The organism is Saccharospirillum alexandrii, from assembly GCF_043641555.1.
Lineage (GTDB): Bacteria > Pseudomonadota > Gammaproteobacteria > Pseudomonadales > Natronospirillaceae > Saccharospirillum > Saccharospirillum alexandrii_A.
In genome coordinates this window covers 109,149-127,464 of record NZ_JBHZRJ010000003.1, presented here as the reverse complement: position 1 = coordinate 127,464, position 18,316 = coordinate 109,149, and the positions used below count along the sequence as shown (strand labels likewise).

Genomic DNA, 18,316 nt, shown 5'->3' with positions numbered 1-18,316 from the left:
TTTTATTGTAAGAATATTTTTGCAAAAAGGAGTTAGTTTAAGTTTTCCAAATAACGAGAATGAATGGGTAGGCACTTAGTAGCCATATGCATCGACAGAACTATATTTTTTATAAAGTTGTAATCTCGAACTATTCAGATTGATAGAATTACTACGTTTTAATAATTTAATGCTTGAGGTAAATGTAGACCATCATGATCAACAAGAGAATTTCATATCCAGTAATGGCTGTAGCAACCACACTGCTCTTTCCGCTATTTTTATTCGCTTTAATACAGGTCATAAACAGATACAGCTTGGGTGACAAAGATGCTTCATTCGGATGGAGTCTGGTTTCCTTAGGTGTTTTCTTCATTGGCGCCGGCGTACTAAAACGGCTGTCAAGCAGTTATAAGTCCGTGACCGCATGGCTTTCCGTCACTTCTGCGCTCTATGCTATTGCTTGTTTCTATAGAGTTACGTACCTGATAGCGTTCTCTGGCATCGGCATCGCCCTACTCGTCTATTTCTTAGAAAAGCGAACAAAATGTCTCGAGAAACCATCAATATTTAAAGTTATGTGGCCAGCAACCGCTCCAGTTGTAGCAGGGCTTGTCGTGGCTGCATTGTATTACCTGGTAGTTCAGGTACCAAACAGGCCGGACCAGCTTTCTATCGAGGAGTGGTTAGAGACGGGTACTAGAGAGGCACCCTCGTATATTAGTTATGATGAATTGCATGAGTTTGCCAGAAAGCAGGATGTGCTCTATGAAAGCACAGGGGATGCCGAATCCAGAGAACGTGCGTTCAAAGCCTATGAAGCAGCTTATGAAGCAAGGGTTGACGCTCTCGAGACAGGGGAAGATGAATACTCAGATGAAATTGCCACAGAGCTGATGGTCATCGTTTCTAACCGTTATTTCAATGGTGACGGCGTGGAGCAAAATTACCCGGATGCTCACTATTTCTATTCCAAACTGGCTTGGAACAACGACACTGACATAGCTGCCGAGTACTCAAAAAAGCTCGCGGACATGTGGGCGAATGGTATTGGAGTTGAAAAAGACATTGAAATGGCCCTTCAATACTATCGTTTTGGCGATGAACCGCATTACTTTGAAATAGCAGAAATGTACCGAAAGAGCGAAGATTACAGAAATGCGTCTATTCACTACTCCCGCATCCCTGATGATCCGCGAGCCAGTTACTGGCGTGCTGAAATCTCATTCCGCGGGCTGGGGCGAAGAGATGTCGATGGACGACTTGATTTCGACTATAACGATGCCTTTAGATTTATGGATTTCGCAGCAAGAAACGGCCACAAGCTTGCCCAGGCAAAGTTGGCTGAGTACTACCTGCTGGGAATCGGCGTTGAAAAAGACCCAGCTCAGGCTTCGTATTGGATAAACCAAGCTTCCTCCAATAATGATGCAACTGGGTACGTTAATTATGTCCTTGGGTTAGCCTATCTGGCAGCCCCTCAGAATAACGATGGATACGATAGTAGCAAAGCAATCCCATTACTCGAGTCCGCCTCAGATGACGGGGTAATAGAAGCTACTATAAAGCTTGGAGAACTCTATGCATTTGAACCAGACAGTGACGCACAGCTGGTAACTGGCCGCACTACCCTTTTGGAACAGGCAAATGCTGGTAACCCAAGGGCAAGCTATTTGGTTGGTTTGTTGTTTAAAAACGGGCAAGGCTTCGAGCAGAGTTATCAGGAGGCATTCGAACGTATTCAATACGCCGCCAGCAATGGGATTCCCGAGGCGGCTTGGGAGATGAGCGACTTTTACAAGCATGGCTATTATGTCGAACAGTCCCAATTAAGGTCTGATCGCTGGAACGCCTACTGGCGAGCTAATCGATAGTCTATGGCACCGTAAACCAGGCACGAAGAAGCCAGTGCAGGCAGTACACAGTCTCTTAACTTTGCCTCACTGGCTCAACTTCACCGCAATCCCGCCCATACACACTCATAACCAGCACCAGACTGATGGCCGCTGCGCCAAAAAAGGCCAGCGCCAAGGGGTACACCGTCTGGTTGTAGAGCGGGCCAACGGCAAAAGATACCCCCACGGCTACCAGACTGGAGAATGAGGCGATAATCGAGGAGCCAAGGCCGGCGACCTGCCCCAGTGACTGCATGGCGAGCGCGTTGATGTTGCCAAACAGCAGGCCGACGCCAAAGAATAACCAGAACCCCAGCAATAAAAACACCGGCAATGAGGGTTTGCCCTCTCCCAGCCATGCCAGAATAGCCAGTAATGCGCTGACCCCCATCATACCGATCAGCGCCGTCAGGGTTTGGCGATACATTCCCAGGCGCATGACCAGTGCGCCGTTGGTCAGTGATGCCAGGCCAATGCCAGCGGCCAGTATCGCAAAGTAGAGTGGAAAGCGGGCACCTGCCTGGTACAGGTCTTCAAACAGCGAATGGGCAATGCTGTAATAGACCACCTGGCACCCAAACACCAAGCCAGCGACGATGGTGTAGGCCATCACTTGTGGGTGTTTCAGAATGCGCAGGGTGGTTTTTGCAAGGGGCAGCGGCCGAATCGGAAGGCGACGTTCGGTTGTCAGTGTTTCGGGTTGGCGCACAACCAGCCAGGCTCCGGCAATCAGGGCCAGCACCAGCAACATCAGAAAAATGGCACGCCAGCCTGCTATCCACAGCACCAACTGCCCCAGTGCCGGGGCCAGCATGGGCACCAGTATCAGAATCATCATCACGAAGGACATAATGCGCGCCATCGCTTCGCCCTGAAACCGGTCGCGAATCAGCGCCCGGGTGCCAATTTTGGAGCCGGCCACGCCCATGCCCTGAACCAGCCTGCCCAGTAACAGCATCGTCATTGACTGGGCAAAGAGGGCGATCAGTGTCCCTGTGCCAAATACCAGCAAGCCTGTCACTATGGCCCATTTGCGGCCGTAAGCGTCGGCCAGTGGGCCAAACGCCACCTCGCCAAACACCATGCCCAGCACCATCAGGCTGATGGTCAGTTGAAGGTCGGTTGAATCGGCTACCGAGAAGCTGGCAGCCATGGCCGGAAAGGCCGGTAGTATGGCGTCGATGGTGAGCGCCGTTAGCGAGGTCAGCAGCGCAAACAGGGTGATGAATTCGATAAGCCGAAACGACGGTGGCGATGGGTCTGGCGCGGTAACCGGAGGCGTGGCAGAAGCGGCCGGGTTCGACATTTGGTTAGGGTTCCCTGTCGTTTGTTTACCCGGCCATTAAACCACAAAAAAGCGCCAAAAACTGGTGTTCAGGGGGTCTCGAGACCCGCCTGATCCAGTACCCGCATGGTGAACTGGTTAGGGTACAGCAGCACTTCAATGCGACGGTTCGCGCGGCGGCTCTGCTCATCTGTTTCGTCTACCAGCGGCCGCGTATCGGCGTACCCGACCGCCTGCATACGGTCCGATTCAATACCCGACTGGCTCAACACCTGCACCGCCGAGGCAGCGCGGGCCGTTGAAAGCTCCCAGTTGGAGGGGTACTTTTCCTGCAACGATGGCGAAATTGGCCGGCCATCACTGTGGCCCTGAATGCTGATCAGGTGATCCGGAAAGCTCACCAGGGCGTCAGCCAGCAGTTGCAGGGTTTCCCGCCCCGCTTCGCCGATGCTGGCAGAACCCGACGCGAAGACGATGTTTTCCGGCAGCTTAATCACCGTAGTGCCGTCTTCCAGTCGCGACACCAGGGTTTGACGTTCATTGCTCAACGACTGTAGCTGGCCCTGCAGTTCATCCATGGCTTGTGTTTCGCGGTTCAGGCGAGCCTCGAGCTCTGCGATGGTTTCACTGTAGTTTTCACTGCGCGTCTGCTGCAAGGCCAGTTCTTCCCGAGCCTGCCGATACTCATCGACCACGGTTTCCCGCTCGGCCACTGCTTCATCGAGGTTGGCTTCGCGCCGCATCAGCTCCACTTCGGCAATGTTCAATTCGGCCAGGGTTTCATCCAACTGTTGTTGCAAACGGTCGTTGGCAGCCTGTTGCTGGCGGCCTTCCTGCTCCATACGCTGGGTACTGGCCAGCAACGCCGTGCGCTCGTTCAACAACCGTTGCACATGCGCCTGGCTGGCTTCCAACTGTCGGTTGAGATCAGCTGCGCCTGCTCTTTCTGCTTCAAGTTCTGCTGTGACAGTGACCAGTTCGTTTGTGATTGTGGCCAGTTCGTCTGTGGTGTCGGCCAGTTGCGCCTCAGCCGCAACCAGCTCTGCTTCAACGGCAGCCAATGTTTCAATGGTTTCCTGAAGTTCAGCCTCCAGGTTCGCTTGCTGCTCGGCCTGCCTGGCAATCAGGCCATCGGCTTCGGCCAGGGTTTGCTGGAGTTCGTCGCGGTCCTGACGTGCCTGTTCCAGATCGGACTGCAGGTCACCCACGCTCGATTGCGAATCCTGTCGCAGGTTATCGTACTGGGCCTGCAACGCCGCCAGATGCTCACTGGTCGCTTCGGCGTCACTCAGCAGCCGGCTGCGCTCGGTTTCCAGTTCCCGAACCCGGCTGTTGGCGTCGCTCAGTCGGCTCTGTACGCTACTCAATTCTGATTGTGTGCGCTCCTGTGCTTGTTCGAGTGCACTCATACTTTCCTGAGCCTGGGCCAATTGCGACCGGTATTGCTGATAAAAGTAGGCCACAACGGCAAGAACGATGACAAGAATCACAGCCAGCGTCACAGCGACCCAGCCTTGTTGATTGCTCTTAGTGGTACTCACCCGGACTTCTCCCCTAATGCGTTTTTATTGTATGAGTTGTAAAGCGGTGTAAAAAACAGTCAATCGTCTGAGTCTAGTGCAAGCGTGTGGAGATTTCATGTCAGCCTGCAAGCAGCGCTGCGTCGACTATACTGGGGAGTATCCGCTGCATGGTTGATTACGGCATTGTTTCGCAGCGTGAGGAGTACAGCGTGCGACAATACATTCGCCACCCGGCCGCCGTGCCGTTGAAGTATCAGTGCCAGCAACCCACCGAGCCCAACCCGACAGAGTTGCTGGACATCAGCCAGGGCGGGCTCAGCTTCATAACAGAAGAGGCGCTCGAGCCCGGGCAGATTGTGCAAGTCAGTATCGGGGTTGGTGATCCGCCGTTTGAAACCAAAGGCCAGGTCGTCTGGTGCCACCCGCAGGACGACCACTTCGTGATCGGGCTGCGCTTCGACAATCTGGAAAACGCCTTTGCCGTGCGCATGGTTGAGCAGATCTGCCACATCGAACAGTACCGGCAACAATGGGAGCGCCAGGGGCGGGATCTGACCCCCGAAGAAGCCGCCCGGGAGTGGATAGACCTGCACGCCCGGGATTTTCCGGCCTGGCTTGGAGAACCCAATCCCAAATAAGCCCGGTTCAGGGCACCAGCGACACGGCAACCAGCACCATGACGCTGCCAACGGTCGCGTCGAACCAGCGCCAGGCCGTTGGAGACCTTAGCTTTGGCCCGAGGTAACGCCCAAACCCGGTCAAGCCGAAAAACCAGGTAGTTGATGCCGCAGCCGCCCCGACAACAAAATAACCCGGGTAGCTCTGCTGAGCGCCCACACTGCCCACCAGCACGACGGTATCGAGGTACACATGCGGGTTCAGCAGTGAGATCGCCATGGCCTGGCCGGCCACTTGCCATTTGGTCACAGCAGCCCCTGCCACGGCCACTCTCAACCCTTCAGACCCCTGCCACACCCGCCAGAACGCCTGAGCGGCCAACCAGCACAGCAAGCTGATGCCAAGCCAGGTTAGCACCGGAACCATCGCCGGGATGCGTTGCTGCACCCAATCGACACTGTAAACGCCCAACGTAATCAGCAGTGCATCGATGCTGCAACACACCAGCGCGACAACGGCAGGGTGCTCGCCGCGCATGCTCTTGTTCAGTACCCAGGCATTCTGCGCGCCAATGGCCACGATCAAACCAATGGAAATGCCAAAACCCGTTAAAAAAGACCCGACCATATCTGCTCCCGTTGTTGGTGAATGTCGTGAAGGCTAAGGATCAAACGATCATTAATCCAACGAATGTTTTTAATCCTTCATAAGTATTTCTAATTAACGTAGATTAACGTTTTCCACGTTCACCGGGGGTTAACATGCTCGACTACCGACTGCTCGATGCACTGGCGGCCGTCATCGAAACCGGCGGGTTTGAGCGGGCAGCGCAGAAACTGCATCTGACGCAATCGGCCATCAGCCAGCGCATTCGACAGCTGGAACAGCGGCTCGGGCAGCCCGTGTTACTGCGAACCACCCCGCCCCGGGCGACGGCACTGGGCTGGCGGCTGAACAATCACTTGCAGCAGGTAAGACAACTGGAAATGGATCTGGTCGACACTCGCGATGCCTTGCCACTTAAACTCAGGCTCACCGTTAATGCCGATTCCATGGCCACCTGGCTCGCCCCCGCGCTAGCGCGGTGCGAGCTGAGCCCGGAAATGGATTTTGATCTGGTGGTCGAAGACCAGGAAGTGGGGCTGAAGCGCATGCGTCAGGGTGAAGTGATGGCGTGCATCTGTGCTGAGTCGCGCCCGGTCAATGGCGGGGCGGTGATGGCGTTGGGGAGGTTGCGCTATCGGGCTCTGGCGAGCCCCGCCTTTGTCGAGCGATACCAGACGCTTCAATTCCCGGAGAACCTCAGCCAGATTCCCTGCCTTATTTTCAACCACGATGACCAGCTGCAGCATCAATTCCTGAAAAGCCTCGGGCTACCGCCGCCGCAGCGCATCCATCGCTGCCCCTCTTCTGAGGGGTTTGTGCAAATGGCCTTGTCCGGTTTGGGCTTTGGCATGCTGCCGGAACTGCAGGTACAGCCGTATCTGAACCGTGGTGATCTGGTCGATGTCAGCCCCTTCTACCATCTGGATGTGCCCCTGTACTGGCACTACTGGCAAACAGAAAGCAATGCGATGTCACATCTTCGTGAAGCCGTTAGCGCCCATGCAACGACGGTGTTACTGCCCAGCGCAGGCACCGAGTAAACCCGGAAAGCCCGGCTAAACCGAGCTCTCTGCTGCGGTGTTTCACCTGGAACTGCCTTCGGCCCTAGCGCTTAAAGATACTCTTCAGCCACTGCGCTCTGGCGTTGCGGGCATCCAGATCAACCCGATCACTGCGAATACGATCTCCGGCATCACGATACCGCTCGGGAATGCTTGAGGGCTCCGAAAGTCGGGCAGAGGATGTCCCGAGTAAAAAAGCGCTGCGATAGGCCTGAAAAAGCGTGCCTTTATCAAAATGTATCTGGCTCATGAGGGGAACCTCCTATTGCCGGTGAATTAACGGCCCAACTGAATGAACAGAGTGGCCTTCTCTGACGATATGAATATGGTACGCTGAGACTATTCGCAAAGTAATTCCAAAAAAAGCCAAATGGAGTTTGCAAAATCGCACAATCTAAAACGCAAATAAAACGCCAGGGCGGGCCCTACCAGATCCACTGGGACGATTTTGAAACGGTTCTGGCCATTGCCGAAAGCGGCTCGCTGTCGGGAGCGGCGCGCCGGATGCAGGTGAACCACGCGACCGTCTTCCGACGCCTGGGAGAGATCGAAAAGCGGCTGGGTGTCATGTTGTTTGAACGGTCGCGCTCTGGTTACTTCCCAACTCCGTCAGGCGAGGAGCTGGCTGAAACGGCCCGGCAGATGGAAGGGTTTGTATTGCAGGCGGAACGCCGTATCGTCGGCCGGGACCTGCAACCGACCGGCGCCGTCTGGGTAACCACCACAGACTCCATGATGGCAGGCCTCCTCGCCCCGCTGTTTGGTGAGTTCCGGCGACACTACCCGGGTGTCACTCTGGACATCGCCGTGTCCAATCAGTTGTTCAACCTCACCAAACGCGAAGCCGACGTTGCCATTCGCCCCTCCAACGCACCGCCGGAGCATTTGATCGGCCGCAAACTGGCCGATATCGGCATGGCTGTCTATGGTCACAAGAGCCAAATTGACATCAACGCCCTCGATTTACATCAGCTGCCCTGGGTCGGCCCCGGGTCGCGCCTGTTTGACGAGCCCATGCGTCAATGGATGGCCGAACAAGGCTATGATGAGCAATGCGCCTTTCGGGTCGATACGTTAATCGGGATGCTCAGCAGCGTAAAAGCGGGAGTTGGGGTGTCGGTATTGCCCTGTTATCTGGCCGATGGTGAGCCCGAACTGATTCAATTATCGGACCCGATCCCACAGCTGAGCTACGGGCTCTGGTTTCTGATGCATCCGGACTTACGCGGCGTCTCGCGCATTCAATCGCTGATGGATTTCATGACCGGAGCGGTACGCGAGCAGACCGCCCGACTGGCGGGCTACCCGGCACTCAAAAAACAACACTGACCAGACGACGGAGTTGCTGCCTGGTCAGCTCCGTTTTATTTCACAAACAGCTTGCGCGGGAAATCGCACAGCATCTCCACACCGGTTTCGGTGATCAGAATACTTTCGGTGATCTCGATGCCCCAGTCGTCCTGCCAGATACCGGGCATGAAGTGAAAGGTCATGCCGGGCTGCAATACGGTCTCATCCGAGGCGCGCAAGCTGGAGGTGCGCTCACCCCAGTCCGGTGGATAGCTGACGCCGACGGGGTAGCCACAGCGGGACCCCTGACGATCAATCCCGTACTTCATCATGGTGGCATTCACCGCATTAGCGATGTCGCACGTCCGATTACCGGGTTTGGCCTGCTCTAGCCCCGCATCAATAGCTTCCAGCAGGGCTTTTTCGGCGTTCAGAAAACGGGCGCTGGGCTTGCCCATATAGAGCGTGCGCGACATGGGCGCATGGTAGCGCTTGTAGCAGCCTGAGATTTCGAAGAAGGTCCCTTCATTGGCACGAAACGGCCGTTCATCCCAGGTGATATGAGACGCCGAAGCCTCTTTGCCAGAGGGCAGCAACGGCACAATAGAGGGGTAATCGCCGCTGTAACCGTCGACACCGGCAATCGCCGTCTCGTAAATTTGCGACACAACATGACTCTTCGGCACCCCCACCCGCGCCACATCCAGAATACGCTGATGAATTTTCGAGGTGATCTTGCCAGCGATCTTCATGAACTCAATTTCTTTGGCCGACTTGATGGCCCGGCACCAGTTCACCAGATTATGGCTGTCGACAAAGCGGGCTTCCGGCAACGCCAGACGCAGAGAGCGATGGGCATCGGCGGTGTAGTAGTAATTATCCATCTCGGTGGCGATGGTAGCCCCACTCCAGCCGTTTTCAATAAACAGGTGCTCGGCCAGCCAGGTCATCGGGTGTTTTTCGAGGTTCTGAACGTACTCTTCCGGGTAACTGGTCAGGTTTTCTTTCTTCATGAAACAGCGCAACAGAGCCGCGCTCTCGTCCATGCGGCGCCCAAACCAGATGGGTTCTTCCTGGTCGACATGAATCACCACGCCCTGGTGCACGTAGAACGACCAGCCGTCATACCCGGTTAGCCAATTCATATTGCCGGGGTCAGTCGCAATCAGAATATCGACCTTACGTGTTCGCATTTCCCGCCGCACTTTCTTGACGCGCTGCAGGTATTCCTTTTTGGTAAATGCCAGCTTCACTCAGCCACCTCCGATTCAAGCCATCTGTGCTATGCACACCTCGTTGTCACAACCATTCACTTGTGTACCCCTTGCAAGCAGTTACCAGCCTTTAGCAAGCGCAGAACAGGGTCTTCTGGATTGTGCCAGTCAATGCCTGCCAAATGCCAGTAACATCATCAACGATTAATGTTCACTTTAAGGGGAGGACAGGGCTGAGTTGCCCGGGAGGGCACCATAAAGCCCGGTATTCGGGCAGGAGAGAGGCTTCGCTTCAAACGACCGCTGGCACCCGGTATCGATTTTCAACCACCGGCAGGCCACAATCGGAAGAGGATACCAGTACAATTCCGCCGGGCGACAGGGTGTACTGCAGCGCGTCCTTCACAGCATCCTCACCGATGACGGTGCCTCTGGGAATAACGCAGCGTTGATCAACAATGACTCTGCTCAAATGACAGTCGCTGCCTATATAAGCCCCTGGCAATATCAGCGAATCACTGACGCGGGCTCCGGCATTGATCGTTACATCATTGAAAATGATACTGTTTTCGACCGTTGCGCCGTCTATCAGGCACCCGTTACCAACCACAGAGTTGGTGGCTTGGCCGTGCGAGCCCCGTTCAGAGTTGAACACAAAACGGGAGGGCGGCAACTGCTCCTGCGCAGTCCAGATGGGCCAGTGCCGGTCAAACAAATCCATGGCCGGACAATCACCGAGCAACTCCATATTGGCTTGCCAGAACTGATCCAGGGTGCCGACGTCCCGCCAATAAGCGGGCTCGCCTTTTTTACTCACAAAGGGGTAAGCGTTGACTGGCCACTGATCAATGAGGCTGGGAATAATGTCTTTACCGAAGTCATGGCTCGACACTGGGTCATTGGCATCCTGGCGGAGCTGTTCGATCAAGAAGGCTGTATTGAACACATAGATTCCCATAGACGCCAGCGCACGTTCAGGTTTACCAGGCAAGGTTCTGGGATCACGGGGTTTTTCATCGAATGCAAACACCCGGTTGTTCCAATCGATGGCCATCACCCCAAACCCCTGAGCTGCCTGCACGTCTACTTCAATGCAGGCCACCGTCATCGGGGCACCTGATGACTGGTGATGCAACAGGAGGTCGCCGTAATCCATTTTATAAACGTGGTCACCGGCGAGAATAACCACATAGGTGGGAGCGTATTCTTCAATAATATCCAGGTTCTGATAAACCGCATCCGCCGTTCCCTGATACCAGCCATCACCTAAACGTTGCTGGGCTGGCAGCAAATCGACGAAATCGCCCATGCCGTTATTAAGAAAGTTCCAGCCACGCTGGATATGACAATTGAGCGAGTAAGACTTGTACTGGGTGAGAATACCAATGCGCTTCAGACCTGAATGCAAACAGTTGGACAATGCAAAATCAATGGTCCGGAACTGCCCTCCAAAGGGAACCGCCGGCTTGGCATGCCAGCGAGTCAGATTCTTTAGCCGGGTGCCATGCCCTCCGGCCAGAATCAGTGCCAGGCTTTCCTCTGCCAAGGCTCTTCCCTGCTGGTTGGATCGTCTTGCTTGCATACCACACTGCCCCAAACTCGTTGTTGATAAAGTGCGTAAGCGCCTACCACCGGTCACAGATGCAGCAGTTACCTACCAGACCCAGGCAATGTTCAGTCGTTAAACATAGCGGCTTTAATGAACCTCTTATTGATACTTATCAAGCTTTAAATTCGTTACGTAACTAAAACATTGTTCAATATTACGTCTGGATTCGAATGGCTGCTTTCAGGGTAAACCTCACCCATAAAATTGACACAGATCATCGCCTGGCACTGTGTTAAGACTAGACTGAACAGGCTCTTTCCATTCGCCTTCCTGCCATCAGGTTGTAGACAGGATCCAACGGAGCGTCAACCATGACCTATCCGATCGTGTCCAAGCAAACAGCCAGCGATAGCATTCAGCCAAACCTGCGCAACTATGAAGCTGTTCGAGATTCATTCCAGTGGCAGCAGGCCAGCGACGCATTGAACGTGTCCGCTGCGACCGGGCACCTCAACATTGCCAGCATCGCCCTGGACCGGCATCAGCTAACTGCCACGAAAGATCAGGTTGCGCTGCGTTTTCTCAGTAAAGAACCCCACAGCGAACCCGAAGAGATCACTTACTCAGCTCTGTGGGAACGGGCCAACCGCTTTGCCAGTGCCCTGACATCTCTGGGCCTGCAAACCGGCGACCGGGTATTCTGTCTCAGTGGTCGCACACCCGACCTCTACATGGCCGCTCTTGGCACGCTAAAGGCCGGATGTGTCTTTTCACCCCTGTTCTCCGCCTTCGGCCCGGAACCCATTCAGGCGAGAATGGACATTGGCAATGCCACCGCCATTGTGACCACGGCAAGGCTGTACCGGAAAAAGCTGGCAAGCTGGGTATCCCAGTCGCCATCGTTACGCTATATCCTTCTGCTCGACGCTCCGGATACTCTGGATTCGCCAGACAATACCCAGCTGGAAATCGTCTTTCTGCAACCTTTGCTGGCGCACAGCAGCCCGCAATTCGAAACCGTTGCGACCCGCCCGGAAGACATGGCATTGCTGCACTTCACCAGCGGTACCACGGGCAAGCCCAAAGGGGCTATCCATGTCCACCAGGCCGTGCTGGCACACTACATGACGGCCGCGTTCGCACTGGATCTTCACCCCCGGGACATTTACTGGTGCACTGCGGATCCAGGCTGGGTGACGGGTACGTCCTACGGCATTATCGCGCCCCTGTGCCATGGCGTAACGCTGATCATCGATGAAGCCGAATTCGAAGCCGAACGCTGGTACCGGATACTCCAGGATCAGCACGTGACCGTCTGGTATACAGCACCAACCGCCATTCGCATGCTGATGAAGTACGGCCCTGAACTGGCCCGGCAGCACGATTTATCCTCTCTGCGCTTTCTCGCCAGTGTCGGCGAACCCCTGAACTCCGAGGCCGTTGTCTGGGGCCTTGAAACCCTGGGCCTGCCGTTTCATGACAACTGGTGGCAAACCGAAACCGGCGGCATCATGATTGCCAACTACGCCAGCATGGACATCAAGCCCGGGTCCATGGGCCGACCGATGCCGGGCATTGAAGCCGCCATTGCGGAACGCTCGGAGGCCGGGGAGATGCGTATGATCACTGACCCCAATGAAACCGGTGAGCTGGTTCTGAAAGCCGGCTGGCCTTCTATGTTTCGCGGCTACCTGCATGAAGACGCCCGCTACCAAAAAGCCTTTGTTGACGACTGGTATTTTACCGGTGATCTGGCCAGAAAAGACGAGGACGGTTACTTCTGGTTTATTGGCCGGGCCGACGATGTCATCAAGTCATCCGGGCACCTGATCGGGCCCTTTGAAGTCGAAAGTGTGCTGATGGAACACCCAGCCGTTGCCGAGGCTGGTGTTATTGGTATTCCCAATGAAGTCGGTGGTGAGGTGGTCAAAGCCTTTGTTGGATTAAAACCGGGTTATGAAGCCGACGAGAAACTGTCGCAGGACATTCTGGGCCTGGCACGCAAGCGACTCGGCCCGGCCGTCGCACCCAAATCCATTGCGTTTCGCGACAACCTTCCCAAAACCCGCAGCGGAAAGATCATGCGTCGCCTGTTGAAAGCACGCGAGCTGGGGCTGCCCGAAGGCGATACGTCCACACTGGAGGAGTCGCGCTGATGAGTACTGCAAAACCATTGCCAGGCCAGTTGGATCCCAGTCGTAAACTGAGGCTGTCGCGCGATCATCTGCTTGACCTGTTGTTTCAGATGATTCGCGTACGCCGGTTCGAGGAAAAGTGTGCGGAACTCTATACCCGGGAGAAAATTCGCGGTTTCCTGCATCTCTACATCGGCGAAGAAGCCGTGGCCGTGGGTGTCGCCCGCGCCCTGAACGATGACGATGCCGTAGTAGCGACGTATCGCGAGCACGGCCATGCCCTGCTGCGCGGCGTGCCGATGGACAAGGTGATGGCTGAAATGTACGGCAAGGAAACCGGTTGCAGCAAAGGCCGTGGCGGGTCCATGCATCTGTTTGATGCGCAGCAACGGTTCTTTGGTGGTAACGCCATCGTCGGTGGCGGTTTGCCACTGGCGGTCGGCCTGGCGCTGGCCGATAAAATGGCAGGGCGCAACCGGGTAACCGTTTGTTTCTTTGGTGAAGGGGCTGCGGCTGAAGGCGCTTTTCACGAAAGCCTTAACCTGGCTGCCTTGTGGCAATTGCCTGTCCTGTTCGTGTGTGAAAACAACAACTATGCCATGGGTACGGCGCTGTCCCTGTCCCAGTCGCAACGGGATGTGTATGTCAAAGCCGAGGCTTATCAGATAAAAGCTGAGCGCGTCGATGGCATGAACGTGGTCGACGTTGAAGCTGCATCCCGGCGTGCGGTCGAAGCCATTCGTCAGGGAACCGGACCGCACTTTCTAGAATGCCACACCTACCGTTTCCGCGCGCACTCCATGTTCGACCCCCAGCTGTATCGCGACAAGGCCGAAGTTGAGACCTGGAAAGACAAGGGCCCGATCGTATTGCTGACCCGCTGGATGGACAACAACGAGCTGCTGCACCCGGACGACCTGCAACGCATGGAAGAGGCCGTCGCCGAAGAGATTGAGGCGGCCGTTACCTTTGCCGAGTCTTCACCCTGGGAATCCGTTGCCACCTTGAAACAGCACGTTTCCCTGCCCGCGAACAATCCGTTAACCCCGCCGCCCAATGCCAACAGTGAGCCCATGGAAACCACCTATCGCGAAGCCTGTCACCTGGGCCTGCAAGAAGCGCTGCAACACAACGACCGCGCTTTCCTGATGGGTGAAGACGTGGGCCACTATGGCGGTTGCTACGCGGTCAGCCATGACCTGCTTGCTGAATTCGGTGAACAGCGGGTACGCGATACGCCGTTGTCTGAAAATGGGTTTACCGGCGCTGGCGTCGGGGCGGCACTCGGTGGCATGCACCCTATCGTTGAAATCATGACGGTCAATTTCAGCCTGCTTGCCATGGATCAGATTGTGAATACCGCGGCAGCCCTGCTGCATATGTCCGGCGGCCAGTTCAATGTTCCGCTGGTAATTCGCATGGCGACCGGAGCGGGCCGTCAGTTGGCCGCTCAACATTCACACAGCCTGGAACACTGGTACGCTCACGTACCGGGTTTGCGGGTACTCACGCCCGCCACACTGGAAGACGCACGCTACATGCTCTGGTCGGCACTGCAGGACCCTAACCCGGTGCTGATTTTCGAACATGCGGCTCAGTATAACGACAAAGGCACACTGGCCCCTTGCCCACAGGGCGTCAACATCGATCAGGCGGCCATACGCCGACCCGGCAAAGACATTACCCTGATCACCTACGGGGGGTGTCTGAATAAAACGCTGGCCGCCGCTGACGCACTGAGCCAGGAAGGCATCGATGCTGAGGTGATCGATCTGCGCGTGCTGCGGCCATTGGATACGGCTACTCTGGTCGAATCGCTGTCTCGAACGCACCGGGCTGTGGTCATCGAGGAGGCCTGGAAAACCGGCGGCATGGCTGCTGAGGTCAGTGCGGTTCTGATGGATAAGGTGTTCTGGGAGCTGGACGCGCCGGTCGGGCGAGTCGCCAGTGAAGAGGTGCCCATTCCCTACGCTGCTCACCTGGAAGTGGCGGCACTCCCCCAGGTCGAGGCTATCGTACAAGCCGCCAAAGCAACGCTGCGAGGCGGCCATGAGTGACTTCCTGATGCCCTCCCTCGGGGCCGATATGGACGAGGCCGTTTTGGTGGAATGGCAGGTGAAAGCCGGCGACACGGTTCACCGGGGTGACGTTATTGCCGTGGTGGAAACCGCCAAAGGTGCCATTGAAGTGGAAGTATTTGAAGAAGGCGTTGTGGAAGAACTTTATGTACCCGTGGACACCACCGTACCGGTTGGTAGCCCCATCGCACGTTTAGCCACCCAAGCCAGCGTGGCGCCAGCCAGCCAGACACCCGCCGAACCGGAAACTGCGCCGAACGCCTCCGTTGAAGCTGACCGGCAGCTGGAACCGAGTGCCAAGCCTGCGGTGGAAGTGTCGGTTAAAACGGAAAAGAATGATCGAATCACGCAGACCCCGACAACACCACCGGAACGACTGAAAGCCAGCCCACTGGCTCGCCAGCGCGCTGCGCAGTCCGGCCAGTCGCTGGCAGGCGTAACGGGCAGTGGACCGCAGGGAGCCATTTTGGTAGGCGATCTCACCTCCACTGCTCAGCAAGCGCCAGCCGCAGCAGAACCAAAAGGCGAAAAATCTCACGCCGGGTTTAACCCAGTCGAAATGCGCAAAGCCATTGCCGCAGCCATGGCACGCTCGAAACGGGAAATACCTCACTACTACCTGGCCACGGCTGTAGATATGATGGCCGCAACTCGCTGGCTTGAGGCATATAACGCCAACCAGACACCGGAGAAGCGGCTGCTGATGTCCGCATTGATTTTCAAAGCCGTCGCCAATGCCCTGCGCGATTTTCCGGAAATGAACGGTTATTTTCAGGAGGGAACTTACCAGCCCAGCCCTTCAGTCAATCTCGGTATCGCTATTAATTTACGCGGTGCCGGTCTGATGACACCTGCACTCATAGACGCCGACAAACTCAACCTGGCGGAGCTGATGACAAACCTGCAGGACCTGACCCGACGTGCCCGCCAGGGCGGCTTGCGCAGTTCGGAAATGACCCGGGCTACCATCACCATTACCGCGCTGGGCGAGCGGGGTGTCGACTCCGTCTATGGCGTCATCTACCCGCCGCAGGTCGCCATTCTGGGGTTTGGCAAGGTCAGTTCACGCCCCTGGGCCATTGGCGATGCGCTGGCGGTTCGCCCTGTGATGCAAGCGACGCTAGCAGCCGATCATCGGGTTAGTGATGGCCATCGTGGCGGCTTATTTCTCGACCGAATCAACCAGACCCTGCAAGACCCCGAGCAGCTCAATCAACCTGCCCACCAGGAACCTGAATCATGATGAACCGTGATGAACTGAGAACCGCCCTGATCGAAGAAATTACCCGCGTCGCACCAGACTTGTCTGCCGATGAGATAACCGACGATGCAAGCTTGCGAGATGACTACGACCTGGATTCCATGGATTCGTTTAATCTTGCTTCGGCTATTCACAAGCGACTGGGCGTTAACATCCCCGAGACCGATTTCGCCCGCTTGCAAAGCCTGGCTCAGTTGGTGGCTTACCTGGAAAAACATCCGGCTTAAGCACCGGTAAGCTACAGCGCCTGGTAGCGTTCCTGAGCGACAAAACGGTCACGTGCCTGGCGTACCTCGTCATGGTGTTTATCGGCCCATTGCACCATGGGCTGTAAGTGTTCATAAAATGAATGGCCAAGCCCGGTCATGCAGTACTCCACTTTGGGCGGAATGGTGGGGTACACCTCTCGTCTGACCAGCCCATCCTGCTCCAAATGACGCAGCGTCTGCGCCAGCATGCGCGGTGAAATATCAACGATCTGACGGCGCAGCTCACTAAACCTGAGTGTCTGGTTGCCCAGTGTCATCAGGATCAGCACCGTCCAGCGATCGCCCAGCCGATCCAGCACATCCCGAATCGGGCAGTTTCGATTCAGGGGTTCGTGTTCCAGTTTGCGTTTGCCCATCGGGTCAATCCACCGTTATTCAGTTCATTGGTATTCCATGGCCTGTCACCAGGTTACCTGGCAGTAACCAGGTGACCTTCAGCACCCTACTTCCGCCGCCCGGGAAAGGCAGTATCATAAAGTAACCTACTAGGTAAACGTAACCTTTATTTGGCAAGACACGAGGGCTTTTTCCATGAGAGACACTTACCCCATTGCCGTCACCGGCGCATCAGGCCAACTGGGCCGACTGGTCATCAATGCCTTACTGACCGAGCAGGGCGTTCCAGCGAACCAGATTATCGCGCTGACCCGACGCCCGGAATCCCTGAAAGAGTTCGCCGATCAGGGCATTCAGGTACGCCAGGCGGATTTCGACGACCCGGCTACTCTGAGCGCAGCCTTCAACGGGGTGAATCGCCTGTTGCTCGTTAGCACCGACGAACTGGCGGAAGCCGGCAAACGCCTGGCTCAGCACAAGCTGGCCGTCAGCGCGGCGGAACAGGCCGGGGTACGGCATATACTGTACACCTCCATGCCCAAGCCCGAAGGCTCGGCCATTACCTTTGCCGGTGACCACCTGAAAACGGAACAGTTTATTGCCGCAAGCTCCATGAGCTGGACGATCTTGCGCAACAGCTGGTACTTCGAAAACCTGTTGATGGAAACCGGGCACATCCTGGAGTCGGGTCAGTGGTTCACCGCCGCTGGAGACGGCCGGGTTGCGAACATTGCCCGTGCCGACCTGGCAGCGGCCGCCGCCGCAGCGCTGGCGAAGAATGACTTCAACAACCGCACCTACACCCTGACGGGCAAAGAGGCGCTCACCACCGCGCAAATGGCCACTCTGCTCAGCGACATCAGCGCACGTTCCATTGTGGTGGTGCCAATTACCGACGAACAAAAAACAGGCGGGCTCGAACAGGCGGGTTTACTACCGGTATTGGCCAAAACGTTTGCAAGCTTCGATACAAACACTCGCCAGGGCGGCGTAGAAGAGGTCACCAGTGACTTTCACCAATTGACCGGGCGTGAACCGCAAACGCTGAAGGAGTGGCTAAGCCAGAACCGGGCGCTCCTCACACCAGCGTCCTGATCTCGATAGCAGTGGCAACTGCTTCCGGCCATTTATAAACGACAGGGAGTGTCGTTCACCGCAAGGCAGGAGGCCTTGCTTGCAGCAGACTTCACAATCCTCCGCACTATTCCCCAAGTTAC

General features: G+C 56.0%; 16 protein-coding genes. 9 read left to right on the top strand and 7 right to left on the bottom strand.

Going from position 1 to position 18,316, the window contains the following annotated elements; all coding sequences use genetic code 11:
• The first annotated feature begins 194 nt into the window (after window positions 1-194).
• Window positions 195-1,853: a tetratricopeptide repeat protein gene (locus ACHUE7_RS10955; protein ID WP_394169993.1), complete on the top strand. Its 1,659-nt coding sequence runs from the start codon at window positions 195-197 to the stop codon at window positions 1,851-1,853.
• A gap of 55 nt (window positions 1,854-1,908) precedes the next feature.
• Here the strand turns inward: ACHUE7_RS10955 and ACHUE7_RS10950 are convergent, their stop codons facing one another.
• A complete protein-coding gene (locus ACHUE7_RS10950; RefSeq protein ID WP_394169992.1) occupies window positions 1,909-3,180 on the bottom strand; it encodes a multidrug effflux MFS transporter in 1,272 nt (423 codons plus the stop codon).
• A 68-nt stretch (window positions 3,181-3,248) separates the two neighbouring features.
• Entirely contained in the window at window positions 3,249-4,700 is a 1,452-nt protein-coding gene (locus ACHUE7_RS10945; protein WP_394169991.1) for an OmpA family protein, read from the bottom strand.
• A gap of 149 nt (window positions 4,701-4,849) precedes the next feature.
• Between ACHUE7_RS10945 and ACHUE7_RS10940 the strand changes: the two genes are divergently transcribed.
• Entirely contained in the window at window positions 4,850-5,320 is a 471-nt protein-coding gene (locus ACHUE7_RS10940; RefSeq protein WP_394169990.1) for a PilZ domain-containing protein, read from the top strand.
• A gap of 7 nt (window positions 5,321-5,327) precedes the next feature.
• On the opposite strand, the gene ACHUE7_RS10935 is transcribed toward ACHUE7_RS10940, so the two are convergent.
• Window positions 5,328-5,927: a LysE/ArgO family amino acid transporter gene (locus tag ACHUE7_RS10935; RefSeq protein ID WP_394169989.1), complete on the bottom strand. Its 600-nt coding sequence runs from the start codon at window positions 5,925-5,927 to the stop codon at window positions 5,328-5,330.
• Between the two features lie 134 nt (window positions 5,928-6,061).
• Here ACHUE7_RS10935 and ACHUE7_RS10930 point away from each other — a divergent pair, with 134 nt between their 5' ends.
• The gene (locus tag ACHUE7_RS10930; protein ID WP_394169988.1) at window positions 6,062-6,946 is read left to right on the top strand and encodes a LysR family transcriptional regulator ArgP; all 885 of its coding nucleotides are present in this window, start codon (window positions 6,062-6,064) and stop codon (window positions 6,944-6,946) included.
• Between the two features lie 64 nt (window positions 6,947-7,010).
• On the opposite strand, the gene ACHUE7_RS10925 is transcribed toward ACHUE7_RS10930, so the two are convergent.
• Window positions 7,011-7,217, bottom strand: coding sequence for a hypothetical protein (locus ACHUE7_RS10925; protein WP_394169987.1), 207 nt, complete (start codon window positions 7,215-7,217; stop codon window positions 7,011-7,013).
• A gap of 134 nt (window positions 7,218-7,351) precedes the next feature.
• Between ACHUE7_RS10925 and ACHUE7_RS10920 the strand changes: the two genes are divergently transcribed.
• Window positions 7,352-8,296: a LysR family transcriptional regulator gene (locus ACHUE7_RS10920; RefSeq protein WP_394170590.1), complete on the top strand. Its 945-nt coding sequence runs from the start codon at window positions 7,352-7,354 to the stop codon at window positions 8,294-8,296.
• Between the two features lie 35 nt (window positions 8,297-8,331).
• Here the strand turns inward: ACHUE7_RS10920 and ACHUE7_RS10915 are convergent, their stop codons facing one another.
• Complete coding sequence (locus ACHUE7_RS10915) at window positions 8,332-9,510, bottom strand: M24 family metallopeptidase (RefSeq protein WP_394169986.1); 1,179 nt, start codon at window positions 9,508-9,510, stop codon at window positions 8,332-8,334.
• Between the two features lie 253 nt (window positions 9,511-9,763).
• Window positions 9,764-11,053, bottom strand: coding sequence for a glucose-1-phosphate adenylyltransferase (gene glgC / locus ACHUE7_RS10910; protein ID WP_394169985.1), 1,290 nt, complete (start codon window positions 11,051-11,053; stop codon window positions 9,764-9,766).
• Between the two features lie 338 nt (window positions 11,054-11,391).
• On the opposite strand from glgC, the gene acsA reads away from it, so the two are divergent.
• Genes acsA through ACHUE7_RS10890 form a run of 4 tightly spaced genes read left to right on the top strand, consistent with a single transcriptional unit; the run spans window position 11,392 to window position 16,721 of the window.
• Window positions 11,392-13,176 carry an acetate--CoA ligase gene (gene acsA / locus ACHUE7_RS10905; RefSeq protein WP_394169984.1) on the top strand — a complete coding sequence of 595 codons (1,785 nt, stop codon included), beginning with the start codon at window positions 11,392-11,394 and terminating at the stop codon, window positions 13,174-13,176.
• Entirely contained in the window at window positions 13,176-15,212 is a 2,037-nt protein-coding gene (gene pdhA / locus ACHUE7_RS10900) for a pyruvate dehydrogenase (acetyl-transferring) E1 component subunit alpha (RefSeq protein ID WP_394169983.1), read from the top strand. The genes acsA and pdhA overlap by 1 nt, the downstream gene beginning before the upstream one ends.
• Complete coding sequence (locus tag ACHUE7_RS10895) at window positions 15,205-16,476, top strand: dihydrolipoamide acetyltransferase family protein (RefSeq protein ID WP_394169982.1); 1,272 nt, start codon at window positions 15,205-15,207, stop codon at window positions 16,474-16,476. The genes pdhA and ACHUE7_RS10895 overlap by 8 nt, the downstream gene beginning before the upstream one ends.
• On the top strand, window positions 16,473-16,721 hold the full coding sequence (locus ACHUE7_RS10890; protein ID WP_394169981.1) for an acyl carrier protein: 249 nt from the start codon (window positions 16,473-16,475) through the stop codon (window positions 16,719-16,721). Before ACHUE7_RS10895 ends, ACHUE7_RS10890 begins: the two co-directional genes overlap by 4 nt.
• A gap of 11 nt (window positions 16,722-16,732) precedes the next feature.
• Here the strand turns inward: ACHUE7_RS10890 and ACHUE7_RS10885 are convergent, their stop codons facing one another.
• Window positions 16,733-17,119, bottom strand: a complete 387-nt coding sequence (locus tag ACHUE7_RS10885) for a winged helix-turn-helix transcriptional regulator (protein ID WP_394169980.1) — start codon at window positions 17,117-17,119, stop codon at window positions 16,733-16,735.
• Between the two features lie 175 nt (window positions 17,120-17,294).
• Between ACHUE7_RS10885 and ACHUE7_RS10880 the strand changes: the two genes are divergently transcribed.
• The gene (locus ACHUE7_RS10880; protein ID WP_394169979.1) at window positions 17,295-18,194 is read left to right on the top strand and encodes an SDR family oxidoreductase; all 900 of its coding nucleotides are present in this window, start codon (window positions 17,295-17,297) and stop codon (window positions 18,192-18,194) included.
• The last annotated feature ends 122 nt before the right edge of the window (window positions 18,195-18,316 follow it).